Here is a 24821-nt window from a genome sequence, read left to right as displayed (position 1 = left end):
TTCCCATCCCGAACAGGACCGTGAAACGACTTTGCGCCGATGATAGTGCTGCAACCAGTGTGAAAGTAGGTTATCGTCAGGCTAGTTATATAGAAAAACCCCGTCAGGTGATCCTGGCGGGGTTTTTTGCATTTGGGCGTCTATAAAACAGGTATAAAAAAAGCGCTTCCGAAGAAGCGCTGTTCTGGGAACCTGCTTAGAAGTGGTACGCAGCTTTCAGTTCCAGGAAGTTCGCGCCGCCATTCGGGCGCTTGATGCTGGCGTTGGAGAAGTGCTGCAACTTGAGTGCGACTTCCCAGTTGTTTTGCATCACGTAGCCGATGCCGATATGGTCGCCGAACTGGAAGGCAGTCGATAATTCCCTGCTGTCGTTTTTGTACAGGCTGGACAAGAGGTGAACACCGATGCCGGCTTCGTAATAAATCCCCTTCTTGTTGTCATTCTGGAAGCGGAATACCGGCGTAAAACCGACGTCCCACAGGCCTTTTTCCCAGCCTGGGACGTTGCGGTACTGGTTCTGGCGCCAGTAACCGACGCTGCCTTCCCAGTAGCCGCTCACGTGAGTACCGTTCGACTGGAACCAGCGCTTGTCCCAATCACTGGCTGCGCTCAGGCGCACCATCCGTTGTTTCGGGCCGCTGCCGTAATCGACCGACACCGAGTCGATCAGTTTGTCTTGGGCCATTGCAGCCTGGCTCACCATCAGGGCGGCCACCGCCGCCATCATTGTCTTCGTGAACATAGTATCCTTGGGTTTATTTCCGACTTTTCAGTGCTGTATGCGTCTTTGATACGGCTGGCAAGATTGTACCGGTGTTCCGGATTTTCTTCCGGCGCACCGGTGTTTTGATTACCTCAGGAGCAGGATTGTCTATGCGTATCACTTTTCTCGGTATTGGCTTGATGGGAGATCCCATGGTCCGGCGCCTGCTGGCGGCTGGCCATGTAGTCACGGTCTGGAATCGCACCTTCGCCAAGGCACAGGCGCTGGCCGATGCGGGCGCACTACCGGTGGCGCAGTTGGGTGACGCGTTGCGCGATGCGGGTATCGTCATTTCGATGCTGGAGGCCGGCCCGATCGTGGCGCAAGTCATGCAAGACGCCCTGCCGTCATTGGCGCCACACGCATTATGGGTGGACATGAGCTCGACCCAGCAAGCTGAGGCGCAGGCGTTTCACGCGTTGCTGCAAGGGCAGGGACACCGCTTTGTCGATGCGCCGGTGTCCGGCGGCGTGGGCGGGGCGGCAGCCGGCACGCTGGCGATCATGGCGGGTGGTGACGTCGATGATTACGCTGAAGTCGCGCCAATATTGGCGGCGATGGGAAGGCCAACCCTGGTCGGACCGGCCGGTAGCGGCCAGGTGGCCAAGCTGTGCAATCAGCTGATTGTCGGCGCCACCATCAACATCGTGGCCGAAGCCATGTTGCTGGCCCAGGCGGCCGGGGCTGATCCTGCCGCGATGCGGTCAGCAATACGCGGCGGCTTCGCCGAGAGCAAAATCCTCGATGTTCATGGTCAGCGCATGTTGGCGCGTAACTTTGTCGCTGGCGGCAAGGTGGCTACGCAGCTCAAGGATCAGCGCAATATTCTCGCTGCGGCAGCCGCCGCCGGGGTGGTGCTGCCGGTCACCGCGCTGGTGACGGAGCGGTTCGAGGCGCTGGCCGAGCAGTTGCCGCAGGCGGATCATTCTGCCGCGCTGGTAGCGCTGGAGGGATTGAATCCGGGTGTACGAGTCGGTAGCGGCCCGGACCTTATCTAACCCGCCAGCGGCAAGCTCTTTTCCACCATCCGCACCCAGAAACTCGACCCAATTGGCAACAGGTTATCGTTGAAATCGTAGCTTCCGTTGTGCAGCACGCATGGACCGAGTCCGTGGCCGCCATCGCGGTGGTCGCCTTCGCCGTTGCCGATGAACATATAGCAGCCGGGCTTGGCCTGCAGGAAGTACGCGAAGTCTTCCGCGCCCATGGTCGGTTCCACCTGGTCGTCCACCCGTTCGGCGCCCAGTACTTCCTTCATCACCTCCACTGCGAAACGGGTTTCGGCCGGGTGGTTGACCAGCGGCGGGTAGTTGCGGCGGAAGCGGAATTCCGCCTCGGCGCCGAAGGCCGCCGCCGTGTGGCGCGCGATTTCTTCCATGCGCTGTTCGATCAGGTCGAGCACCGGCCAGGTGAAGGTTCGAACCGTACCCACCATCTTGGCGTCGTCGGGAATCACGTTGGTGGCGCTGCCGGCATGGATTTGGGTGATTGACAGCACGGCCGTGTCGAGCGGGCTTTTCTGGCGGCTGATGATGGTCTGCCAGCTTTGCGCAATCTGTACCGCCACCATCACCGGGTCGATGCCCTTGTGCGGTTGCGCCGCGTGCGCGCCCTTGCCTTTGATGGTCAGATAGAACTCATTACTGGACGCCATCATCGGACCCTCGACCACGCTCATGTGGCCGGCCGGAATGCCGGGCCAGTTGTGCATGCCGTAGATCGCATCCATCGGGCATTGCTCGAACAGGCCGTCTTCGATCATGCGCTTGGCGCCGGCGCCGCCTTCTTCGGCCGGCTGGAAAACCAGATATACCGTGCCGTCGAAGTTGCGGTGCTCGGCCAGGTGTTTGGCGGCGCCCAGCAGCATGGCGGTGTGGCCATCGTGGCCGCAGGCGTGCATCTTGCCCGGGTGGCGCGAGGCGTGGTCAAAAGTATTGATTTCCTGCATGGGCAGCGCATCCATGTCGGCGCGCAGGCCGATCGAGCGTTCGGACGTGCCATTCTTGATGATGCCGACCACGCCGGTCACGCCCAGGCCGCGTATGACGGGAATGCCCCACTGCGTGAGCTTGTCGGCGACCACGTCGGACGTGCGCTGCTCTTCGTAGCAGAGTTCTGGATGGGCATGCAGATCGCGGCGGATCTGCTGTATTTCGGATTGAAACGCAATGATGGGATCAACTAGTTTCATCTGCTTCTCCATATGGGATTTCGCTTGCCTTGTGAGTAGCGAGAAGGACCATTGTAGCCCGGGTGCGTCAACTTTATCCAGAGCGGACTCAAGCCGGCATGAGCAAGACCCTAATCGTTTACCATATTGTTTTTACGCCTCCCGCTATTTTGGATCCAGACATGACAAGCACACAAGTTCGCGCGGCCTGCCCGCTCGACTGCCCCGACACCTGCGCCCTGCTGGTAACCGTGGAAGACGGCGTGGCCACCGCCGTCAAGGGCGACCCCGACCACCCCACCACGGCCGGCGTGCTGTGCACCAAGGTGTCGCGCTATACCGAGCGTACCTACCACGACGAGCGCCTGCTGCATCCGTTGCGCCGCGTGGGCGCCAAGGGCGAGGGCAAGTTCGAACGTATCAGCTGGGACGAAGCGCTGCGCACCATTGCCGACCGCCTGGCGCCGATCGCCGCGCGCGATCCGGAAGCGATCCTGCCGTACAGCTACTGCGGCACCATGGGCCTGATCCAGGGCGAATCGATGTCGTCGCGCTTCTTCAACCAGCTGGGCGCCTCGCTGCTGGACCGCACCGTGTGCGCCACGGCCGGCGCTACCGGCTACCGGTACACCATCGGCGCCTCGGTGGGCACCGACATGGAGCAATTCCAGAATGCCAAGCTGATCATTATCTGGGGCGGCAACCCGATTGCGTCCAACCTGCATTTCTGGACCCGCGCCCAGGAAGCCAAGCGCCATGGCGCCAAGCTGATCGCCATCGACCCGTACCGCTCGCTGACAGCCGAAAAATGCCACCAGCACATCGCCCTGCTGCCCGGTACCGACGCCGCGCTGGCGCTGGGCCTGATGCACGTGCTGATCGCCGAAGACCTGCTCGACCACGACTACATCGCCGATTACACGCTGGGCTTTGACGAGCTCAAGGCACGCGCGGCGGAATGGACGCCCGAGCGCACCGCTGCCACCTGCGGCATCACCGCCGACGAAGTGGTGGACCTGGCGCGCCTGTACGGCCAGACCGCCAAGGCAGGCCTGCCAGTGGCGATCCGTACCAACTACGGCGTGCAACGCGTGCGCGGCGGCGGCATGGCGGTGCGCAATATCGCCTGCCTGCCGGCGCTGGTGGGCGCCTGGCGCCACGCGGCCGGCGGCGTGCAACTGTCGTCGAGTGGCTCGTTCCCGACCAACAAGCCGGCGCTGCAACGGCCGGACTTGCTGAAAAAAACGCCGCGCACCATCAACATGACCACCATCGGCGACGATTTATTGCGCCCGGCATCGCCCGCGTTCGGCCCGCAGGTGGAAGCGGTGATCGTGTACAACTCCAACCCGGTGGCGATCGCCCCGGACTCGTCGAAAGTGGCGGCCGGCTTCGCCCGCGAAGACTTGTTTACGGTCGTGATCGAGCAGTTCCAGACCGATACGGCCGACTACGCCGACATTGTGCTACCAGCCACCACCCAGCTCGAACACATCGACGCCCACACGTCGTACGGCCACCTGTACATGATGGCCAACAACGCCGCCATTGCGCCGCTGGGCGAGTCCAAGCCCAACACGGAAATCTTCCGGCTGCTGGCGCGCGCCATGGGTTTTACCGATCCGTGCTTTGCCGAGACCGACGACCAGCTAGCCGCGCAAGCGTTCAAGACCAGCGACGTCCGCGCCATGCACTTCGACTGGGAATCGCTGAAACAGCAGGGCTGGCAAAAGCTCAACATGCCCGAGGCGCCGTTCGCCCACGGCGGCTTTCCCACGCCATCGGGCAAGTGCGAGTTTTACTCGGCGCAGATGGCGGCGGACGGCCTCGACCCGCTGCCGACCTACCTCGAACCGTACGAATCTGTTGCAAGCAACCCTCAACTTGCACAGCGCTATCCACTGGCGATGATTTCCCCGCCGGCGCGCAATTTCCTCAATTCGACGTTCGTCAACGTCAAGAGTTTGCGGGCGGCCGAGGGCGAGCCGCACCTCGACATCCACCCGCTTGACGCCGCTGCACGCGGTGTCGCCCATGGGGAAATGGTGAGGATTTTTAATGATCGCGGCACCTTCGTGGCCAAGGCGCGCGTGACCGATAAAGCCCGGCAGGGCTTGGTGGTCGGATTGTCAGTGTGGTGGAAAAAGCTTGCCAGCGACGGCAAGAATGCCAACGAGGTCACCAGCCAACGCCTCACCGACATGGGCCGCGCACCGACGTTTTACGATACACTCGTACAGGTTGAAAGAGTTAGTGCTTGAAGGTAATGTATGCGCCAATTTGCCCGCCGCGTTCTTCGTACCAAGTATTGGCTGGTAGCGGCGTGCACGCTGGCGATGCTGGCCGGTTGCGCCCAGGTCAAGTACTACATGCAGGCGGCGCAAGGACAATATTCGCTGTGGTCGGATGCCCGTCCGATCGATGACTGGCTTGGCGACCCTGCTACCGATCCGCAACTGAAAGCCCGACTCGAAAAAGCGCTGCTGATCCGCCGCTTCGCGGTGCAGGAGCTGGGCCTGCCCGATAACGCTTCCTATAAAAACTACGCCGCGCTGTCGCGGCCGTTTGTGCTGTGGAACGTGGTGGCCACGCCCGAGCTGTCGCTGCGGCCGATCCAGTGGTGCTTCCCGATCGCCGGCTGCGTCAGCTATCGCGGCTACTACAGCAAGGACGACGCCATGGCCTACGCCGACGAACTGCGCGGCGAAGGCAGCGACGTCCAAGTGGGCGGCGTGCCGGCCTACTCCACGCTGGGCTGGTTCAGCGATCCGCTGCTTTCTACCTTCATCAATTACTCGGACGCCGAACTGGCGCGCATGGTGTTCCACGAACTGGCGCACCAGGTGGTGTACGTGCCCGGCGATACCCAGTTCAACGAAAGTTTTGCCACGGCGGTGGAAGAGGCCGGCGTGCAGCGCTGGCTGGAGCTGTACGGCAACGACGACATGCGCCTGGCCTACACGCGCTACAACGGCCGCCGTGCCGAATTTCTGGAACTGCTGGTGCGCCACCGGCAAATGCTGGCCGATAACTACGCCAGCAAAACCAGCGTGCGCCACCGCCGCGCCGAGAAGGCGCGCATCTTCGCCCACCTTCAATCGGATTACCTGAAGCTCAAGGAAAGCTGGGGCGGCTATGCCGGTTACGACCGCTGGTTTGCCGAGCCGTTGACCAATGCGCACCTGAGCGCGGTCGGCACATATCACGATTACTTACCGGCATTCAGAAGCTTGCTCAAGCAAGAAAGAACGTTCGTGCGATTTTATGGTGCAGTGCAAAAAATGGCTGCGCTTGATTTTGCTCAACGCCAGCAGCGCCTGGAGCAACTCGCGCGCACTGCAACAGCGGACAGCGTCCCCGCAGAGGATGGACAAAAGGCCGCACCGGGCATGTTGTGATACCGCTCCCATGCTGCTGTGCAACATGATTTGCTCGTCTTAACGCGTTAGAAGGCGCGTTCTAATTATGTTTAAATGCGCTTGCGTCCGCGTCAACTGACCGATAGCATCGCGTTATCAGCAGGCTCGGACAGTGCGCACAGACGACACGCCACCCCTGACCCGGCACCATGCGCCGGCCCACAACGATAACGAGACAAGAGGCACAGGCATGGAAAAAATCTGGTTGAAGTCCTATCCCCCCGGCATGCCGGCAGAGATAGATACTGCACAGTACGGTTCCCTGGTGCAGATGCTGGAAGAGTCCTTCCGCAAGTACGCAGACCGCAATGCCTATGTCTGCATGGACAAGTACCTCACCTATGCCGAGCTCGATAATTATTCGAAGCGCCTGGGCGCCTGGCTGCAAAGCCGGGGCATGAAGCAGGGCGCGCGCGTGGGCATCATGATGCCCAACGTGCTGCAATACCCGATCGCGATTGCCGCCATCCTGCGCGCCGGCTATACCGTGGTCAACATCAACCCGCTGTACACGCCGCGCGAGCTCGAGCACCAGCTCAACGACGCCGGCTGCAGCGCCATTGTGATCCTCGAAAACTTCGCCCACACGCTCGAGCAGGTGCTGCCGCGCACCCAGGTCAAGCACGTCGTGGTGGCCACCATGGGCGAGATGCTGGGCTTTGCCAAGGGGCTGCTGGTCAACTTCGTGGTGCGTAACGTCAAGCACCTGGTGCCGGCGTACTCGCTGCCCAACGCGGTGCGCTTCAAGGCTGCGCTGTCGCACGGCGCCGGCATGAAACTCACACCGGTCGATATCAAGCCTGCCGATCCCGCCTTCCTGCAATACACGGGCGGCACCACCGGCGTGGCCAAGGGCGCCGTGCTCACGCACCAGAACATTATCGCCAACATGCTGCAGATGGAGACATGGGCGGAACCGGCCGTGGGCATGGTCGATGCCCAGCCGGTGATGGTGGCGGCGCTGCCGCTGTACCATATCTTCGCTCTGACCGTGTGCGCCATGTGGGGCATGCGCAGCGGCATGCTCAACCTCCTGATTCCGAACCCGCGCGATATCGGCGGTTTCATCAAGGAGCTGGGCAAGTACCGCTTCAATATGCTGCCGGCGGTGAATACCTTGTTCAACGGCTTGCTCAACCATCCCGATTTCGGCCACCTCGATTTCTCCAGCCTCAAGCTCAGCTTTGGCGGCGGCATGGCGGTGCAGCAGGTGGTGGCCGAGCGCTGGTTCAAGGCTACCGGCTCACCGATCATCGAGGGTTACGGCCTGTCCGAAACCGCACCGGTCGCTACCTGCAACCGCGGCGATGCTGTGGCGTTCAGCGGCACCATCGGCCTGCCGATTCCATCGACCGACATCGCCATCCTCGACGATGATGGCCACGAAGTGCCGCTGGGCCAGCGTGGCGAAATCGCCATCCGTGGCCCGCAAGTGATGGCCGGCTACTGGAACCGTCCGGACGAGACCGCCAAGGTGATGACCGCCGACGGCTACTTCAAATCGGGCGACATCGGCATCATGAACGAAGGCGGCTACGTGAAAATTGTCGACCGCAAGAAAGACATGATCCTGGTGTCCGGCTTCAACGTGTATCCGAACGAACTCGAAGAAGTGGTTGCCGCCCACCCTGGCGTGCTCGAGTGCGCCTGCGTGGGCGTGCCGGACGAGCATTCGGGTGAAGCCGTCAAAATGTTCGTGGTGCGCAAGGACCCGAACCTCACCGCCGAGACCCTGATGGCGTACTGCAAGCAAAACCTGACCGGCTACAAGAAGCCGAAATATATCGAATTCCGGGACGAATTGCCTAAAACTAATGTGGGCAAGATCTTGCGGCGTATGCTGCGGGACGAAGATACCCAACAACAGAAAAAACCGAACGAAAAGGCTGCATAACGATGGAAAAAATCTGGCTCAAGTCCTACCCCGAGGGCGTCCCGGCGGAAATCGACAGCACGCAATTCCGCTCGATCACGCACTTGCTGGAAGAGGCATTCCGCAAGTACGCCGACCGCAATGCCTATGTGTGCATGGACAAGTTCCTCACCTACCGCGAGCTGGACCAGCTGTCGCAGCAGATGGGCGCCTGGCTGCAAAGCCTGGGCCTGTCGCCGGGCGCGCGGGTGGCGATCATGATGCCGAACGTGTTGCAGTACCCGGTGGCGATGGCGGCCATCCTGCGCGCCGGCTACACGGTGGTCAACGTCAACCCGCTGTACACGCCGCGCGAGTTGCAGCACCAGCTGATCGATTCCGGTTCCGAAGCCATCATCGTGCTGGAAAATTTTGCCACCACCTTGCAGCAGGTGGTCGCCAACACCAAGGTCAAGCACGTGGTGGTGGCCACCATGGGCGACATGCTGGGTTTGGTAAAGGGCACGATCGTCAACCTGGTGGTGCGCAAGGTGAAAAAACTGGTGCCCGCGTTCTCGCTGCCCGGCTCAATCTCGTACAAGAAAATGATGGCGGCTGCCGCCGGCATGACCTTGAAACCGGTCAAGCAGGGCCACGACGACATCGCCTTCCTGCAATACACGGGCGGCACCACGGGCGTGTCGAAAGGCGCGGTGCTGCTGCACCGTAACATCATCGCCAATGTGCTGCAAAACGAGGCGTGGCTGCAATTCAAACACAGTAACGAGCAACTGGTGTTCGTGGCGGCGCTGCCGCTGTACCACATCTATTCGCTGACGGTGAGCGCCTTCATGGGCATGCGCATGGGCGGGCTCACTTTGCTGATTCCTAATCCGCGCGATATCCCTGGCTTCGTGAAGGAACTGGCCAAGTACCGCGTGGCAGTGCTGCCAGCGGTGAACACCCTGTACAACGCGCTGCTCAACAACCCGGAGTTTTCCAAGCTCGATTTCTCCAGCTACTCGGTGTGCAACGGCGGCGGCATGGCGGTGCAGAAGGCCGTGGCCGACAAGTGGCTCAAGGTAACCGGCACGCCGATTATCGAAGGCTACGGCTTGTCCGAAACGTCGCCGGTGGCCACCGCCAACCGCGTCGATATCAAGGAATTCACCGGCACCATCGGCCTGCCGATTCCGTCAACCGAAGTGCTGATCATCGACGACGACGGCCGCGCAGTACCGCTGGGCCAGACCGGCGAGATCGCCATCCGAGGCCCGCAGGTAATGGCTGGCTACTGGAACCGCGCCGACGAAACCGCCAAGACCATGACTGCGGACGGCTTCTTCAAGACCGGCGACATCGGCATCATGGACGAGCGTGGTTACACCCGCATCGTCGACCGCAAGAAAGACATGATCATCGTCTCGGGTTTCAATGTGTACCCGAACGAAGTAGAGGGCGTGGTGGCCGGCCACCCGGGCGTGCTGGAAGTGGCGTGCATCGGCGTGCCGGACAAGAATTCGGGCGAGGCGGTCAAACTGTTCGTGGTGCGCAAGGATCCGAACCTGACGGCCGAGCAGTTGCTGGACTTCTGCAAGCACGAGCTCACGGCCTATAAAAAACCGAAGTTCATCGAGTTCCGCGATGAGCTGCCGAAGACCAACGTGGGCAAGATCTTGCGGCGCCAGCTGCGCGATGAAAAGCCGGCGGCTTAGCCAAACTACACCTTCACCACCCCGGCGCGGCCATTGCGCACTACAAAGCTGGCCGCCGTCGCGATTGCGCTCCCCGCATCCTGCACGTCGGCCAGCGCCTGGAAGTGCGCCGTGGTTGTTTCCGGCGTGACGTCCAGCAGCATGAAGCCGCGCTGGTCGCTCTTGCCATACTTGATCCCCGGATTGATCGCCACGTATTCCTCGGTGCGCTTTTGCGGCCGTGACGGCGACGTGATCGACGTGCCGCAAAATTCGCTGGCCAGCACCTGGTTGTTCCTGGTCGCGGCCCGGGTGGGATAGCGGCTGATCTCGGCCGCAAAAAAACTGTGCACGTCGCCCGACAGCACCACCGGGTTGCTGGCGCCGCTGGTGCGCAGCGACTCGAGCAGGCGCTGGCGCGCCAGCGGGTAACCGTCCCAGCCATCGGTCCAGATCCGCACGTCCGCATCCTGCTTGAACGGCAGCTGGCTGTTCTGCGCCATCAGCGTCTGCTGCGCCAGGATGTTCCAGCGCGCTGGCGACGACGCCAGGCCATCATCGAGCCAGCGCTGCTGGACGTCGCCCAGCATGGTGCGCTGCGGGTCACTGAGCACGGCGCAGTCGCGCCGGATCACCGAGGTGGAACCGCCGCGCCCCTTGGGCGGGCACGCGTGCCAGGCGCGGTACTGGCGGTCGTCAAGCACGTGGAAGCGCGCCAGCCGCCCCCAGTCGTAGCGCTGGTAGATGCGCATGTTGGCGAAGTCACCGGGCTTGGGCACCGACAGGCGCAGCGGCATGTGTTCGTAGAACGCCTGGTAGGCCGCCGCGCGGCGCAGGATGAATTCGGGGTTGAGCCGCTCGTCGCGGTCGGCCGCGTAGTCGTTGGCCACTTCGTGGTCGTCCCAGGTGACGATCCACGGCGCCACGTGGTGCGCGGCCTGCAGATGGGCGTCGCTCTTGTACTGGGCGTAGCGGTTGCGGTAGTCGGCCAGGGTGAACGATTCCGAGACGCGCACCGCGCGCTTGGGGTGCTGGAGCTGGTACGGTCCCCACTCGTAGATGTAATCGCCGAGGAAGGCCACCAGGTCGGGCGCAGCGGCGGCGATGTGGCGGTGGGCGGCGTAGGTGCCGAATTCCCAGTGCTGGCACGAGGCCACGGCCAGCTTCAGGCGCTCGGGCATGCTGGCCGCTGCCGGCGCGGTGCGGGTGCGGCCCACGGGGCTGACCGCGTCACCAAGGATAAAGCGGTAGAAATACCAGCGGCCCGGCGACAAACCCTTCACGTCGACGTGCACGCTGTGCGCGAGGGCCGGCGTGGCGGTGGCGCTGCCCTTCGCCACGATGCGCCCGAAATGCTCGTCGTCGGCCATTTCCCAGCGCACGGGGATGGCAAGCGCCGGCATGGCCGCGGCATTCAACGGATCGTAGAGAATGCGGGTCCAGATGACCACCGCGTCGGGCAGGGGGGAGCCGGAGGCCACGCCCAGGCTGAACGGATAGGCGCCCTGGCCGGCGCCGGCGGGAATGACCGGGCGCACGCCTGCGGTGCTGTTTGCATTGCCACTGCGGCTGTCATGGCACGCAGCCAGCGTCGCCAGTCCGGCCAGATGGCCGGCGGTGGCTAAGAAGATACGGCGCTGGTTATCCATGGTGCTGAGACTCCACGACGGTGCCAGGGCAAGTTATTGAATTGCTACCCAGGCGGGCCATCCAGCGGCCACTATGGCGGTAATCCAGGCAGGTCATCCGGCTCCTACCCATGGCAGCGCGCCAGGCGGGCATCCGGCCTGCGTCAGTCATGCGGGCAGCGTGTGGATCAGCGTCTCGATCGGCGGCACCTTGCGCGGCTTGCGGTCGGAGTCGGTCGCCACGTAGGTCAGCACGGCCTCGGTGACCTTGACAGTGTCCGCTTGCAGGCGGTTGCGCTCCGCGTACACCTCGACGTTGACGGTGATGGACGTATTGCCAACCTTGACGATATCGGCATAGAACGACAGCAGGTCGCCGACGAACACGGGGTTCTTGAACACGAAGGAATTGACGGCGATGGTCGCTACGCGGCCATTGGCGCGGCGCGTGGCCGGCAGTGAACCGGCGATATCGACCTGCGCCATGATCCAGCCGCCGAACACGTCGCCATAGACATTGGCGTCGGACGGGGAGGGCATCATGCGCAGTTCCGGCATTTTCCCAGCGGGCAGGCCCCGGTTGATGGTGGTGATGGCAAGCGGGGTTTTTTCTGGGGTGATCATCGTGAAATCTCGGCAAGGGCTACAATGACCAAGATTGAACCATAAAAAGCCCCCCGCTGCCCACCCCGCCCAATCTTGCCCCTATGCGCCGTTATCCGAATTCGCCAGCCGACGCCAGCGTCCAGCCAGCCCCCCGTTCCCGCACCGACCTCGCCACCCTGAAAACCCTGCTGCCCTACCTGTGGGTGTACAAGTGGCGCGTGCTGCTGGCGCTGGGCTGCCTGGTGGGCGCCAAGCTTGCCAACGTGGGCGTGCCGATTGTGATGAAGCGCCTGATCGACTCGCTCACCATCACGCCGCAGCATCCACAGGCGCTCTTGGTACTGCCGGTGGCGGCGCTGGTGGTGTATGGCTTGCTGCGGCTATCAACCACGGTATTTACCGAGCTGCGCGAATTCCTGTTTGCGCGGGTGACGCAGCGCGCCGTGCGCACCATCGCGCTGCAAGTGTTCCGCCACCTGCACGCGCTGTCCCTGCGTTTTCACCTGAATCGCCAGACCGGCGGCATGACGCGCGATATCGAGCGCGGCACGCGCGCGGTCGGTTCGCTGATCTCGTACACGCTGTTCAACATCCTGCCCACGCTGGTGGAGATCACGCTGGTGCTGGGCTACCTGGTGCTGCATTACGATATCTGGTTCAGTGTGATAACGTTTGTTGCGCTGGTGTCGTACATCGTGTTTACCGTGACGGTGACCAACTGGCGCACGCACTTCCGCCGCACCATGAACGACCTCGATTCCAAGGCCAATACCCGTGCGATCGACTCGCTGATCAACTACGAGACCGTCAAGTATTTTGGCAACGAGGACTACGAAGCGAAACGCTACGACGACGGCTTGCAGCATTACGAGTCGGCAGCGGTCAAGTCGCAAACCTCGCTGTCGGTCCTGAACACCGGGCAGTCGCTGATCATCGCGGTGGCCGTTACGCTGATCCTGTGGCGCGCCACCGAGGGCGTAATTGCCGGCACCATGACCCTGGGCGACCTGGTACTGGTGAACTCGTTCATGATCCAGCTGTACATCCCGCTCAACTTCCTCGGCGTGATCTACCGCGAGATCAAGCAAAGCCTGGCCGATATGGAAAAGCTGTTTTCGCTGCTGGACCAGAACCGCGAAATCGCCGATGCCAAGGACGCGCAGCCGCTGGCGACCAAGGGGGCTGAGGTGCGCTTCAACCATGTCGATTTCAGCTACGAAGCCAAGCGCCAGATCCTGTTCGATGTCGATTTCACGATCGCCCCCGGTACCACCACGGCAGTGGTGGGCCATAGCGGCTCGGGCAAGTCCACCTTGTCGCGCCTGCTGTTCCGCTTCTATGAAGTCAATACGGGCAGCATCTCGATCGACGGCCAGGATCTGCGGTCGCTGACGCAGGATTCGGTGCGCCACGCGATCGGCATCGTGCCGCAGGATACGGTGCTGTTCAACGACACCATCGAGTACAACATCGCCTACGGCAAGCCGGGCGCCACGCGCGAAGACATCGTGGCGGCCGCGCGCGCGGCGTCGATCCACGACTTCGTGGAGAGCCTGCCGGACGGCTATGCCACCATGGTGGGCGAGCGCGGACTGAAACTGTCGGGCGGCGAAAAGCAGCGCGTGGCAATCGCCCGTACCCTGCTCAAGAATCCGGCCATCCTGATTTTTGACGAGGCCACGTCGGCGCTCGATTCGAAAGCCGAGCAGGCGATCCAGGCGCAGTTGAAGGAAATCGCCAAGAGCCGCACCACGCTGGTCATCGCACACCGCCTGTCCACGGTGGCCGATGCGCAGCAGATCCTGGTGCTCGACCACGGCCGCATCGTCGAGCGTGGCACCCACCAGGCGCTGCTGGCTGCCGATGGCCTGTACGCGCAGATGTGGCAGCGCCAGCAGGCCAGGCAGGAGGAAGACGTCGCAGCACAATGAAAAAAGCCCGTTCAGTTGCCTGAACGGGCTTTGTTACTTCAGGGTGCCATCAATCAGGCAGCATCCTTGATCATCTCTTCGTCGCCGGGATGGGCCAATTCTCCCTCCCACTTGGCGACCACCGCAGCGGCCACACCGTTACCGACCACGTTGGTGGCCGACCGCGCCATGTCCAGGAAGTGGTCGATACCGAGCAGCAGCAACAGGCCCGCTTCCGGGATATTGAACTGGCTCAGGGTGGCGGCAATCACCACCAGCGACGCGCGCGGTACACCGGCGATCCCTTTCGAGGTTACCATCAGCACGGCCATCATGGTGATCTGCTCGGCCAGGGTCATCTCGATGCCGTAGGCCTGGGCGATGAACACGGTGGCGAAGGTGCAGTACATCATCGAGCCGTCGAGGTTGAACGAGTAGCCGATCGGCAGCACGAACGAGGCGATGCGGTTGCGCACGCCGAAACGCTCGAGGCCTTCCAGCGTCTTTGGATACGCCGCTTCGCTCGACGCGGTGGAGAAGGCCAGCAGCGCCGGGCCGCGCAGCTCGCCCATCAAGGCAAATACGCGTTTTTTCAGGAACAGGAAGCCGGCAAACATCAGCAAGCCCCACAGGATCATGATGCCCAGGTAGAACTCGGCCATGAACACGCCGTACGTGGACAGCACACCGAGGCCGCTCTTGGCGATGGTGCCGGCAACAGCGGCAAACACCGCGATCGGCGCAAACGCCATCACGTAACCGGTGACCTTGAGCATGATGTGGGCCAGGCCGTCGAGCGCGTCGATCAGGATGCGGGCTTTTTCGCCGATGGCGGCAGCGGCGATACCGAAGAACAGCGAGAACACGACGATCTGCAGGATCTCGTTTTTGGCCATGCCATCGACGATGGACGCCGGCACCAGGTGGGTGACGAAGTCTTTCAGCGACAGGGACGACGCCACGATGCCGGTGTTGGAAGCGGCGGTGGACATATGGCCCAGCAGCGCATCACCAGGGCGGAAGATGTTGACCAGCACCAGGCCCAGGCTCAGCGACATGACCGAAGCCAGGAAGAACCAGCCCATGGTTTTCAGGCCGATACGGCCCACTTCGCTTGCATCACCCATGCGGGCGATGCCGACCACCAGGGTGGCGAATACCAGCGGGGCGATGATCATCTTGATCAAGCGCAGGAACACGGTGGTCAACAAGGACATCGAATCAACAAAACCGGTGGGCGTAGCCACGTTGGCGTTGACGAAATAGCCGGTAATAATGCCTAGCACCAGGGCAAGCAGGATGTAGGTGGTCAATCGGCTTTTTTTCTGCATGTTCTAGCTTCCCTGTGATAGTGTCTCTTTGGACGTTGCTTGCCGCAGAGAGGTTCTGCGCCAGCGCAATCTGGTTCAAAATAAAGTCATTTCCTCCAGGTGCGGAGGTATGATCCCGTCAAGTTCAACCTTGTGAGTTGATGAAACATTGAGCAATGTATTGAGCAAGTGACGCAGTATCCTTGGGGCCAAGGTCACTGTCAAGCTTGCGTGGACACCGTTCCACATCGATTCTTTCCGCGCTCCCGGGGCGACAAAAATATGATAGCGATCAGCAATCTCAGCAAATGGTATGGCCAGTTCCAGGTCCTCACCGATTGCACCACCAACGTCGCCAAGGGCGATGTCATGGTGATCTGCGGCCCGTCCGGATCGGGTAAATCGACGCTGATCAAGACCGTCAACGGCCTCGAGCCATTTCAGCGAGGCAACATCACGGTTGATGGCATTGCGGTGGGCGACCCGCGCACCGACCTGCCGAGGCTGCGCGCGCGGATCGGCATGGTGTTCCAGAATTTCGAATTGTTCCCGCACCTGTCGGTGCGGCAAAATCTGAACCTCGGCCAGGTCAAGGTCCTGGGCCGCAGCGAGGAAGAAGCTAGTGCGCGCGGCTTGCTGTACCTGGACCGGGTAGGGCTGTTGTCGCAGCAGGACAAGTTTCCCAACCAGCTGTCGGGCGGCCAGCAGCAGCGCGTGGCAATTGCCCGCGCCTTGTCGATGGACCCGATCGCCATGCTGTTCGATGAACCGACCTCGGCGCTCGATCCCGAAATGATCAACGAGGTGCTGGACGTGATGGTGGGGCTGGCGCAGGAAGGCATGACCATGATGGTGGTGACCCACGAGATGGGCTTTGCGCGCAAGGTGGCCAACCGCGTGGTGTTCATGGACCAGGGCAAGATCCTTGAGGATTGCGGCAAAGACGAGTTTTTTGGCGCGCCGCGTTCCGAGCGCGCCCGCGAATTTTTAGCGCGTATTATTCACTAGAAGGGCGGCAGCGCCGCCGGCATTGTTTTCACCTCAGGGAGGAATCATGTCTTATGTTCGCATCGCCGCCATTGTCACCACCTCAGCCGCCTTGGCGGTCTCTGCCACTGCCAGCGCCCAGGACCCGGGCGGCACGCTGGCCAAGATCAAGCGCACCAACACCATCACGCTGGGCGTGCGCGACGGCTCGATTCCGTTTTCCTTCCTCGACGACCGCCAGCGCTACCAGGGTTATTCGATCGACCTGTGCATGAAGATCGTGGCGGCCGTGCAGAAACACCTGAATATGAGCGGCCTGAAAGTCGTCACCAACCCGGTCACCGCCGCCAACCGCATTCCGCTCATGGCCAACGGCACCATCGACCTCGAGTGCGGCTCCACCACCAATAACGCCGAGCGGCAAAAGCAGGTGGCGTTCGCGCCCACCATGTTCGTGATCGCCAACCGGCTGCTCACCAAAAAGTCGTCCAACATCGGCTCGCTGGCCGACATGAAGGGGAAAACCCTGGTGGCCACCGCTGGCACCACCACCCACAAGCAGATGACCATGCTCAACGCCGAGCGCAAGCTGGGCATGAAGATCCTGGTCGGCAAGGACCACCCCGAATCGTTCCTGATGCTCGAAACCAGCCGCGCCGTGGCCGAGGCCAACGACGACATCCTGCTGGCCGGCCAGGTGGCCACCGCGCGCAACCCGGACCAGTACGTGATCGGCACCGAGGCGCTGTCGGTCGAACCGTACGGCATCATGCTCAGAAGGGGCGATCCCAAGTTTAAGGCCGTGGTCGATAGCGCGCTGACCGACTTGTATCGGTCCGACGAATTCCCGAAAATTTACGCCAAGTGGTTTACCAGCGCGATCCCGCCGCGCGGCATCAACCTCAACTTCCCGATGTCGGCGCAACTGAAAGCGGCCATCGCCAAGCCGACCGATTCGCCTGACCCGGCCGCCTACGCGGTCAAGTAATCATTCCCCTGGCGCCGCCATGGACTACCAATGGCACTGGGCCATCTTCGGCGAACTCTCGCCGGACGGCGTGCGCCCCTACTGGCAAACCCTGGCGGACGGCCTGGGCTGGACCCTTGCCACGGCGCTGGCCGGCTGGGTGATGGCGCTGGCGCTTGGCTTTGCCATCGGCGCGCTGCGCACGCTGCCGTCGCCGTTGTGGCGTCGGCTCGGCACCGCGTACGTGGAGCTGTTTCGCAACATCCCGCTGCTGGTGCAGATGTTTTTATGGTACTTCGTCGTGCCCGAGGTGTTGCCGGTTACGTTGGGCGAGCGCGTCAAGGCCATGCCCAATGCGCCGTTCGTCACCGCGGTCGTGTGCCTGGGCTTTTTCACGTCGGCGCGGGTGGCGGTGCAGGTCACGGCCGGCATCGAGGCCCTGGCCGGCGGCCAGCGCCTGGCCGCGCTGGCGCTGGGCCTCGATCTGCGGCAAACCTACCGCCACGTGCTGCTGCCGCTGGCGCTGCGCATCATCATGCCGCCGCTTACCAGCGAATTCCTCAACATCATCAAGAACAGCTCGGTGGCGCTTACCATCGGCCTCATCGAGCTGACCGCCAGTGCGCGCGCCTTGCAGGAGTTTTCGTTCCAGGTGTTCGAAGCGTTTGCCGCCGCCACCGTCATCTACGTGCTGCTCAATCTGCTGGTGACGGCTGCCATGCACCGGCTCGAGCGCCGGCTGGCGCTACCCGGCACGCTGGGAGGCCGCTGATGTTTGCCGATTTCGATGTCGATGTGATCGCCCGGTCGTTGCTGTACCTGTTCCAGGTGGGCATGGCATTCACCTTGCAGTTGACGGTGCTGGCCATGCTGGGTGGCGTCGTGCTGGGCACACTGCTGGCGCTGGCGCGTCTGTCGGGTTTTGCGCCGCTGGCGCTGGCGGCCGGCGCGTACGTCAACCTGGTGCGCGCGGTGCCGCTGGTGCTGGTGATCTTCTGGTTTTATTTTTTGGTGCCATACGTGGCGGCCTGGCTGATCGGTGCGCACGAGCCGGTCAAGGTCGGTACGTTCTGGTCGGCCTTGATCACCTTCACGCTGTTCCAGGCGGCATATTACTGCGAGATCATGCGCGGTGGCATCCAGGCGATCCCGCGCGGCCAGGTGCTGGCAGCGCAAGCGCTGGGCCTGCGCTACTGGCAGGTGATGGGCCGCGTGATACTGCCGCAAGCACTGCGCAACATGCTGCCGGTGCTGCTCACGCAAACCATCGTGCTGTTCCAGGATGTCTCGCTGGTATATGTGCTGTCGGTGCCGGACTTCGTGGGCGCCGCCAGCAAGATCGCCCAGCGCGACGGCCGGCTGGTGGAGATGTACACCTTCGTGGCCGTGGTGTATTTTGTGCTGTGCTGCGTACTGTCGTGGCTGGCGCGTCGGCTGCAAGATCGGGTCGCCATCGTGCGGTAGGCTCTGCTACCATGCCCGGTTTGCAGCCACGACCGGAATTCCCATGCCTACCTTGACCAAACTTGCCAGCGCCATGCTGGCCCTCGGGATGCTCGCCAGCGCCCATGCCGCCGACAAGATCGCCGCCGACCTGGTGATCACGCAAGCGACCCTGATCGACGTTGCCGGCGGCCAGGCCGTGCGTGGCAAATCGGTAGTGCTCAAAGGGGACCGCATTATCGCCGTCGTCGCTGACCGCGACCTGCCCAACTACGCTGCGCGCCGCACCATGCGCTTGCCGGGCAAGTACCTGATGCCGGGCCTGTGGGACACGCACGTGCACTTCGGCGGCGGGCCGGCGCTGATCGACGAGAACAAGAACCTGCTGCCGGTGTACCTGGCCTACGGCATCACCACCGTGCGCGATTGCTCGGGCGACCTGCCCGACACCGTGCTGTCGTGGCGCGACCAGATCAACCATGGCAAGCTCGAAGGTCCCACCATCTTTACGTCGGGCGCCAAGCTCGAAGGCTACAAGCCGCTGTGGAAGGGCACCATCGAAGTGGGCACGCCGGAAGAAGTGAGCAAGGCGCTCGACCGCCTGCAGGGGCAGAAGGTAGATTTCGTGAAGATCACCGAGAACACGCTTAAGCCCGAGCTGTATATCGAAGCGCTGCGCCAGGCCAAGGAGCGCGGCATGCGCACCTCGGGCCACATCCCGGTGCAAAAGACGCTGGCGCAAATGTTCGATGCGGGCCTGGGCACGGTCGAGCATCAGTCGTACCTGCTGCGCGCGGCCACCCCGCGCGAGGCCGAGCTGACTGCGCAAGTGGCCGCCGGCGCCTTGACCGGCAAGGAGGCGATGAAACTGAGCCTGGCGAGCTACGACGAGCCAACCGCGCGTGCATCGTTCCGCTACATGGCATCGAAGGGGACGGCGGTGGTGCCGACATTGTCGGTGTCGCGCGTAGTGGCCTACCTCGACATGGAAGACCACAGCCATGACGAGGCGTTGCAATACATCGGCCCCGGCTTGCGCGCCACCTACGACTGGCGCGTGCAGCGCGCCGCCCAGGATAACCCCGAACAGATCGCGCTGCGCAAGGCCACGTTCGAAAAATCAGCCGCGCTGCTGCCGATCCTGGCGCAGGAAGGCGTGAGCATCATCGCCGGCACCGACGCCGGTTTTTTGAACTCCTACGATTATCCAGGCCAGGCGTTGCACGACGAGATCGGCCTGTACGTCAAATACGGTTTGACGCCAGTGCAGGCGCTGCAATCGGCAGTCATCGCCGGCCCGCGCTTCCTGGGTAAGCTGGACCGTTACGGCAGCCTGGAAGCCGGCAAGACCGCCGACCTGCTGGTGCTGGACGCCAACCCGCTGCAAGACATCGCCGCCACGCGCCAGATCCGCACCGTGGTCAGCCGCGGCAAAATCTACGACCGCGCCATGCTTGACCAGTTGCTGGCTCAGGCAAAAGCCAACGCCAAGGTCGGCGCCGCGCACTAATTCAGAGGCAGTTCCGACATTTGAACACGGCCCAGCGCTATTTATTGCCGAGCTCGTGTCCGAATGTCTGCACTGACCCCGAAGGCTCGGGTTGTCGGGGTAAAATATCGCCATTCCGCCGTTTTAGCCATCCTGGTAGCCCGAAAACCGCCTGAAAGCCCCGCCATGTCCGACTTCGAAACCCTCCCCGACAGCATCACCATCACCCGCCCTGACGACTGGCACCTGCACCTGCGCGATGGCGCCACGCTGGCCAGCGTGCTGCCGCATAGCGCGCGCCAGTTCGGTCGCGCCATCGTGATGCCGAACCTGAAACCGCCGGTTACCACCGCCGCTGCTGCCGTCGCCTACCGCGAGCGCATCCTGGCCGCGCTGCCGGCGGGGATGGCATTCGATCCGTTGATGACGCTTTATCTCACCAACAACACGCCGCCGGAAGAAATCGTGCGCGCCATCGACAGCGGCGTGGTGCACGCTGTAAAACTGTACCCGGCCGGCGCCACCACCAATTCCGACGCCGGCGTGACCGATATCGCCAACTGCTACAAGACGCTGGAAAAAATGCAGGAAGTGGGCATGCCATTCCTGGTGCACGGCGAAGTGACCGACCAGGACATCGACCTGTTCGACCGCGAAGCCGTCTTCATCGAGCGCGTGATGCGCCCGCTGCGCCGCGATTTCCCGGCACTGAAAATCGTCTTCGAACACATCACCACCAAGGACGCGGCGCAGTACGTGGCCGAGGCGGAAGGTCCGATCGCGGCCACCATCACCGCCCACCACCTGCTCTACAACCGCAACGAGATTTTCAAGGGCGGCATCCGGCCCCATTACTACTGCCTGCCGGTGCTCAAGCGCGAAGAGCACCGCCTGGCGCTGGTCACCGCCGCCACCAGCGGCGACGAACGCTTCTTCCTCGGCACCGATTCGGCGCCGCACGCGCAGGGCGCCAAGGAAGCCGCTTGCGGCTGCGCCGGTTGCTACACCGCGCTGCACGCGATGGAGCTCTACACCGAAGCCTTCGCCCGCGCCGGCGCCCTCGACAAGCTCGAAGCCTTCTCCAGCTTCAACGGCCCGGACTTCTACGACCTGCCGCGCAACACCGGCACCATCACGCTGAAGCGCGAGCAGTGGACGCTGCCCGACCTGCTGCCGATGGCCGACCAGCAAGTGGTGCCGCTCAATGCCGGCGAAACCATCAACTGGAAAATGGTGTAAAGAGTGCTGTCGGTGATCGACTGGTCGCAGCCCTGGTACGATGCTGTGCGCGACGCAGCCGTCCGCCTGGCAGCCGATCGCCACTTCCGCGACAGCTTCACCGCGCAGGCGGCGACACTGGGCCTGCGCAACCACGCCGGCCTGCCGCTGTCGTTCGTGCCGCAGGAGGCGCTGCCCGATGGCACCGCGTACGAGGAGTTCATCGGCGCCACCGGCGGCGTGCCCACGCGCGACAACCTGCACGATTTTTTCAATGGCCTGGTGTGGCTCAGCTTCCCGCACATCAAGGTGCAGTTGAATGCCTTGCAGGCGGCGCAGATCGCCCGCGACGGCGTTGGCAAATCGCGCGGTCCCGCGCGCGACGGCGCCACCATTTTTGACGAGAACGCGGCGCTGCTGGTAGTGCGCGATAGTGCTGGCGGCCAGGCGTTGACGGCCGCGCTGCGCGAGCACCGCTGGCGCGAAGCGTTCCTCGAGCGGCGCGCCAGCTTCGGTCCCGATGCCCAGGTCTGGCTGTTCGGCCACGCGCTGATGGAAAAGCTGGTAGCCCCGCGCAAGGCAATCACCGCCCACACGCGCGTGGTGGTGGCCGGCGATGAATTTTTTACGTTGGACCACGCCGCACGCCGTGCCTGGATCGATGCCACCGTGGCCCGGCAACTCGCTGCGGAAACCATCACCACCGCAGGCTTTACGCCGATGCAGGCACTGGGCGTGCCGGGCTGGTGGCCCGACCAGGACGAGGCTTTCTACGCCGACCAGGCGGTCTTCCGGCCCAAGCGCCAGGCCTGACGCTTCGGCGCAACGGCCATCGCCATCGCGACAGGTCTGACGATTTGGCGCACCGGCCATCGCCGTCAGCGCCAGGCGCGGCGGTCGGTGCTCGCCAGCGACGAGCGTCCAGCGTGACCCCGCACGCGCGCTCCGCAGTACAATGTCATTCCGATATCGACCACCATCGCCGCCGACGCGGCAGAAAGAGCACGCCATGACGCAGGACATCCGCTGGGGCATACTGGGCACCGGAAAAATCGCCAAGGCCTTCGCCACCGCTTTGCAGGACACCCCCGGCGCACATCTCGCTGCGGTTGCTTCGCGCAGTGTAGATAGCGCTACCAAATTCGGCGCCGAGTATGGCGCACAGCGCTTCCATGGCAGCTACCAGGCGCTGGCCGACGATCCTGAGGTCGACGTGGTGTACATCGCCACGCCGCACCCGATGCACCACGAGAACGCGCTGATGTGCCTGAACGCGGGTAAGGGCGTGCTGGTGGAGAAATCGTTCACCATGAACCGCCGCCAGGCCGAAGACATCATCGACCTGGCCCGGGCCAAAAACCTGTTCGTGATGGAAGCGATGTGGACCCGCTTCATGCCGGCCGTGATCGAGGCCAAACGCATCGTCGACAGCGGCGAGATCGGCACCCCCGCCAACATCACCGCGGATTTCGGCTTCACGTCCGACGCCGGTCCCGAGCACCGCCTGTTCAATCCCGATCTGGGTGGCGGCGCGCTGCTCGACCTGGGCATTTATCCGCTGTCGATCGCCTCGTTCTTCCTGGGCGGCGTCGCCAGCGTCAAGGCGCAGGCGCAAATGACGGATACCGGCGTGGACATGCAGACGGCGTTCACCCTGATGCACGATGGCGGCGGCCTGTCGTCGTGCGTGTGCAGCCTGCGCTCGCGCACGCCCACCGAACTGACCATCTCCGGCACCCGTGGTTTCGTGCGTCTCGCCGACCGCTTCCACAACACCGAGGCGTTCAGCGTGACCGTGGTCGATGGCGCCAGCCGCACCGAGCGCACCGTCAACGTGCCGCGCAGCGGCAACGGCTACACCCACGAGGCGCAGGAAGTAGGCCGCTGCCTGCGCGCCGGCCTGATCGAAAGCCCGGTGATGCCGCACGCTGAAACGCTCAACCTCATGGGCACGCTCGACGCCATCCGTGACCAGATCGGCCTGCGCTACCCCGCCGACCGATAACCTCCCAAGCGCGGGCGGCGCATAGCCGTTACAATCGCCTGATGTCGTTTTGACCACCAGGATGCCCCATGTTCCTCGCCACCCGCGCGCCTTCCCTGAAAACCGTGCTGCTTGCCACCGGCGTCGTGCTGACGCTGGCCATGGGCGTGCGCCACGGTTTCGGCTTCTGGATGCAGCCTATCTCGCAAGCCAACGGCTGGACCCGCGAGACCTATTCGCTGGCGATGGCTTTGCAAAACCTGCTATGGGGCGTGTTCGGTCCGTTTGCCGGCATGGCGGCCGACCGCTTCGGCACCATGCGCGTCGTGCTGGTGGGCGCACTGTCGTATATGGCGGGCCTGGTGTGGATGGCGCTGGTCACCGATCCCACTTTATTCGTGATCGGCTCGGGGGTGTTCATCGGCCTGGGGCTGGCGTGCACCGCGTTCGGTGCGGTCAGTGGCATCATCGGCCGCACCGCGCCGGTCGATAAGCGCTCGTGGGCGTTCGGCATTTCGGGCGCTGCCAGCTCGTTCGGCCAGTTCGTGCTGATGCCGGTCGAGCAGCAATTGATCTCGGCGGTCGGCTGGCAGCACGCATTTTTCGTGCTGGCGGCGGTGGTCGTGGCGCTGATGGTGCCGATGGCGTTCTTCCTGCGCGAGCCGGCCACAGTCCACGACGACGGTCCGCGCCAGAGCATCGGCGAAGCGTTCGGCGAGGCCACGCGCAACCGCTCGTTCCTGCTGCTGGTGGCCGGCTACTTCGTGTGCGGCTTTCAACTGGTGTTCATCGGCGTCCATCTGCCGGCGTACCTGAAGGACAAGGGCGTGATCGATCCGAGCGTGGCGGTGATGGCGCTGGCGCTGATCGGCCTGTTCAACATCGTCGGCTCCTACCACGCGGGCAAGCTTGGTGGCCGGCTGCCCAAGCGCTACCTGCTGTCCGGGATTTATTTTGCGCGCGCGCTGGTGATTACCGCGTTCGTGCTGCTGCCCTTGTCGCCGATGACCGTGTACCTGTTTGCCGCCGCCATGGGCGTGCTGTGGCTGTCCACGGTGCCGCTCACCAACGGCATCATCGCTGGCATCTTCGGCGTCAAGCACATGTCGATGCTGGCGGGGATGGTGTTCTTCTCGCACCAGGTGGGCAGCTTCCTCGGCGTCTGGCTCGGCGGCTATCTGTACACGCTGCTGGGCAGCTACGACTTGGTGTGGGGGATTTCGATCGTGCTGGGTGTAGTGGCCGGCCTGGTCAACCTGCCGATCAACGAACGCCCGCTGGTGCGCGGCGGCTTGGCGGCGGCGTGACATGAACATCTGGCTGTGGCGCGGCGTGATTGCGGCGGTGCTGGCGCTGGTGTTCGTGGCGTATTTGCAGCCGG

General features: G+C 63.2%; 20 protein-coding genes. 15 read left to right on the top strand and 5 right to left on the bottom strand.

Going from position 1 to position 24821, the window contains the following annotated elements:
• Positions 1–196: 196 nt before the first annotated feature.
• Positions 197–742: an acyloxyacyl hydrolase gene (locus F8197_RS27290; RefSeq protein ID WP_152885101.1), complete on the bottom strand. Its 546-nt coding sequence runs from the start codon at positions 740–742 to the stop codon at positions 197–199.
• Positions 743–873: 131 nt separating this feature from the next.
• Between F8197_RS27290 and F8197_RS27285 the strand changes: the two genes are divergently transcribed.
• The gene (locus tag F8197_RS27285; RefSeq protein WP_152885100.1) at positions 874–1761 is read left to right on the top strand and encodes an NAD(P)-dependent oxidoreductase; all 888 of its coding nucleotides are present in this window, start codon (positions 874–876) and stop codon (positions 1759–1761) included.
• On the opposite strand, the gene F8197_RS27280 is transcribed toward F8197_RS27285, so the two are convergent.
• Positions 1758–2954 carry a M20 aminoacylase family protein gene (locus F8197_RS27280; RefSeq protein ID WP_152885098.1) on the bottom strand — a complete coding sequence of 399 codons (1197 nt, stop codon included), beginning with the start codon at positions 2952–2954 and terminating at the stop codon, positions 1758–1760. The genes F8197_RS27285 and F8197_RS27280 overlap by 4 nt on opposite strands.
• 161 nt (positions 2955–3115) lie before the next feature.
• Here F8197_RS27280 and F8197_RS27275 point away from each other — a divergent pair, with 161 nt between their 5' ends.
• From F8197_RS27275 to F8197_RS27260, 4 genes are all read left to right on the top strand, one after another.
• Complete coding sequence (locus F8197_RS27275; protein WP_152885096.1) at positions 3116–5194, top strand: molybdopterin-dependent oxidoreductase; 2079 nt, start codon at positions 3116–3118, stop codon at positions 5192–5194.
• A gap of 9 nt (positions 5195–5203) precedes the next feature.
• Positions 5204–6331 carry an aminopeptidase gene (locus F8197_RS27270; RefSeq protein ID WP_152885094.1) on the top strand — a complete coding sequence of 376 codons (1128 nt, stop codon included), beginning with the start codon at positions 5204–5206 and terminating at the stop codon, positions 6329–6331.
• Positions 6332–6542: 211 nt separating this feature from the next.
• The gene (locus F8197_RS27265; protein ID WP_152885092.1) at positions 6543–8246 is read left to right on the top strand and encodes a long-chain-fatty-acid--CoA ligase; all 1704 of its coding nucleotides are present in this window, start codon (positions 6543–6545) and stop codon (positions 8244–8246) included.
• A gap of 2 nt (positions 8247–8248) precedes the next feature.
• Positions 8249–9919: a long-chain-fatty-acid--CoA ligase gene (locus F8197_RS27260; protein ID WP_152885091.1), complete on the top strand. Its 1671-nt coding sequence runs from the start codon at positions 8249–8251 to the stop codon at positions 9917–9919.
• 5 nt (positions 9920–9924) lie between these two features.
• Here F8197_RS27260 and F8197_RS27255 read toward each other — a convergent pair whose 3' ends face one another.
• Complete coding sequence (locus F8197_RS27255) at positions 9925–11547, bottom strand: alkaline phosphatase (RefSeq protein WP_152885089.1); 1623 nt, start codon at positions 11545–11547, stop codon at positions 9925–9927.
• Between the two features lie 147 nt (positions 11548–11694).
• Positions 11695–12150 carry an acyl-CoA thioesterase gene (locus F8197_RS27250; RefSeq protein ID WP_152885088.1) on the bottom strand — a complete coding sequence of 152 codons (456 nt, stop codon included), beginning with the start codon at positions 12148–12150 and terminating at the stop codon, positions 11695–11697.
• An 83-nt stretch (positions 12151–12233) separates the two neighbouring features.
• Between F8197_RS27250 and F8197_RS27245 the strand changes: the two genes are divergently transcribed.
• Entirely contained in the window at positions 12234–14063 is a 1830-nt protein-coding gene (locus F8197_RS27245) for an ABC transporter ATP-binding protein/permease (protein WP_152885086.1), read from the top strand.
• A gap of 53 nt (positions 14064–14116) precedes the next feature.
• Here F8197_RS27245 and F8197_RS27240 read toward each other — a convergent pair whose 3' ends face one another.
• Positions 14117–15373: a dicarboxylate/amino acid:cation symporter gene (locus tag F8197_RS27240; protein WP_152885084.1), complete on the bottom strand. Its 1257-nt coding sequence runs from the start codon at positions 15371–15373 to the stop codon at positions 14117–14119.
• Positions 15374–15634: 261 nt separating this feature from the next.
• On the opposite strand from F8197_RS27240, the gene F8197_RS27235 reads away from it, so the two are divergent.
• From F8197_RS27235 to F8197_RS27195, 9 genes are all read left to right on the top strand, one after another.
• Positions 15635–16360 (top strand): amino acid ABC transporter ATP-binding protein, encoded by a 726-nt coding sequence (locus F8197_RS27235; protein ID WP_152885082.1) that lies wholly within the window; start codon positions 15635–15637, stop codon positions 16358–16360.
• A 46-nt stretch (positions 16361–16406) separates the two neighbouring features.
• Complete coding sequence (locus tag F8197_RS27230) at positions 16407–17327, top strand: amino acid ABC transporter substrate-binding protein (protein ID WP_152885081.1); 921 nt, start codon at positions 16407–16409, stop codon at positions 17325–17327.
• A gap of 19 nt (positions 17328–17346) precedes the next feature.
• Positions 17347–18078, top strand: a complete 732-nt coding sequence (locus F8197_RS27225; RefSeq protein ID WP_152885079.1) for an amino acid ABC transporter permease — start codon at positions 17347–17349, stop codon at positions 18076–18078.
• Positions 18078–18770, top strand: coding sequence for an amino acid ABC transporter permease (locus F8197_RS27220; protein WP_152885077.1), 693 nt, complete (start codon positions 18078–18080; stop codon positions 18768–18770). The genes F8197_RS27225 and F8197_RS27220 overlap by 1 nt, the downstream gene beginning before the upstream one ends.
• Positions 18771–18813: 43 nt before the next feature.
• Positions 18814–20259 (top strand): amidohydrolase family protein, encoded by a 1446-nt coding sequence (locus tag F8197_RS27215; RefSeq protein WP_152885075.1) that lies wholly within the window; start codon positions 18814–18816, stop codon positions 20257–20259.
• 165 nt (positions 20260–20424) lie between these two features.
• Entirely contained in the window at positions 20425–21477 is a 1053-nt protein-coding gene (gene pyrC / locus F8197_RS27210; protein ID WP_152885073.1) for a dihydroorotase, read from the top strand.
• Positions 21478–21480: 3 nt separating this feature from the next.
• Positions 21481–22269, top strand: a complete 789-nt coding sequence (locus F8197_RS27205) for a DUF3025 domain-containing protein (RefSeq protein ID WP_373996998.1) — start codon at positions 21481–21483, stop codon at positions 22267–22269.
• 196 nt (positions 22270–22465) lie between these two features.
• Complete coding sequence (locus tag F8197_RS27200) at positions 22466–23461, top strand: Gfo/Idh/MocA family protein (protein WP_152885071.1); 996 nt, start codon at positions 22466–22468, stop codon at positions 23459–23461.
• Between the two features lie 68 nt (positions 23462–23529).
• Entirely contained in the window at positions 23530–24747 is a 1218-nt protein-coding gene (locus F8197_RS27195) for an MFS transporter (protein WP_152885069.1), read from the top strand.
• The last annotated feature ends 74 nt before the right edge of the window (positions 24748–24821 follow it).

This window comes from Duganella sp. FT27W, assembly GCF_009295655.1.
Lineage (GTDB): Bacteria > Pseudomonadota > Gammaproteobacteria > Burkholderiales > Burkholderiaceae_D > Rugamonas > Rugamonas zoogloeoides.
The sequence above is the reverse complement of the archived record's forward strand: the minus strand, read 5'-3'. Positions and strand labels throughout refer to the sequence as shown.

Excerpts from the sequence above, each read along its gene's own strand:
- F8197_RS27260 (WP_152885091.1), top strand. The coding sequence starts at position 8,249 with ATGGAAAAAATCTGGCTCAAGTCCTACCCCGAGGGCGTCCCGGCGGAA.
- F8197_RS27225 (WP_152885079.1), top strand. The coding sequence starts at position 17,347 with ATGGACTACCAATGGCACTGGGCCATCTTCGGCGAACTCTCGCCGGAC.
- F8197_RS27270 (WP_152885094.1), top strand. The coding sequence starts at position 5,204 with ATGCGCCAATTTGCCCGCCGCGTTCTTCGTACCAAGTATTGGCTGGTA.
- F8197_RS27240 (WP_152885084.1), bottom strand. The coding sequence starts at position 15,373 with ATGCAGAAAAAAAGCCGATTGACCACCTACATCCTGCTTGCCCTGGTG.
- F8197_RS27255 (WP_152885089.1), bottom strand. The coding sequence starts at position 11,547 with ATGGATAACCAGCGCCGTATCTTCTTAGCCACCGCCGGCCATCTGGCC.
- pyrC (WP_152885073.1), top strand. The coding sequence starts at position 20,425 with ATGTCCGACTTCGAAACCCTCCCCGACAGCATCACCATCACCCGCCCT.
- F8197_RS27200 (WP_152885071.1), top strand. The coding sequence starts at position 22,466 with ATGACGCAGGACATCCGCTGGGGCATACTGGGCACCGGAAAAATCGCC.
- F8197_RS27285 (WP_152885100.1), top strand. The coding sequence starts at position 874 with ATGCGTATCACTTTTCTCGGTATTGGCTTGATGGGAGATCCCATGGTC.
- F8197_RS27220 (WP_152885077.1), top strand. The coding sequence starts at position 18,078 with ATGTTTGCCGATTTCGATGTCGATGTGATCGCCCGGTCGTTGCTGTAC.
- F8197_RS27280 (WP_152885098.1), bottom strand. The coding sequence starts at position 2,954 with ATGAAACTAGTTGATCCCATCATTGCGTTTCAATCCGAAATACAGCAG.
- F8197_RS27215 (WP_152885075.1), top strand. The coding sequence starts at position 18,814 with ATGCCTACCTTGACCAAACTTGCCAGCGCCATGCTGGCCCTCGGGATG.
- F8197_RS27235 (WP_152885082.1), top strand. The coding sequence starts at position 15,635 with ATGATAGCGATCAGCAATCTCAGCAAATGGTATGGCCAGTTCCAGGTC.
- F8197_RS27265 (WP_152885092.1), top strand. The coding sequence starts at position 6,543 with ATGGAAAAAATCTGGTTGAAGTCCTATCCCCCCGGCATGCCGGCAGAG.
- F8197_RS27230 (WP_152885081.1), top strand. The coding sequence starts at position 16,407 with ATGTCTTATGTTCGCATCGCCGCCATTGTCACCACCTCAGCCGCCTTG.
- F8197_RS27290 (WP_152885101.1), bottom strand. The coding sequence starts at position 742 with ATGTTCACGAAGACAATGATGGCGGCGGTGGCCGCCCTGATGGTGAGC.
- F8197_RS27245 (WP_152885086.1), top strand. The coding sequence starts at position 12,234 with ATGCGCCGTTATCCGAATTCGCCAGCCGACGCCAGCGTCCAGCCAGCC.
- F8197_RS27275 (WP_152885096.1), top strand. The coding sequence starts at position 3,116 with ATGACAAGCACACAAGTTCGCGCGGCCTGCCCGCTCGACTGCCCCGAC.
- F8197_RS27195 (WP_152885069.1), top strand. The coding sequence starts at position 23,530 with ATGTTCCTCGCCACCCGCGCGCCTTCCCTGAAAACCGTGCTGCTTGCC.
- F8197_RS27250 (WP_152885088.1), bottom strand. The coding sequence starts at position 12,150 with ATGATCACCCCAGAAAAAACCCCGCTTGCCATCACCACCATCAACCGG.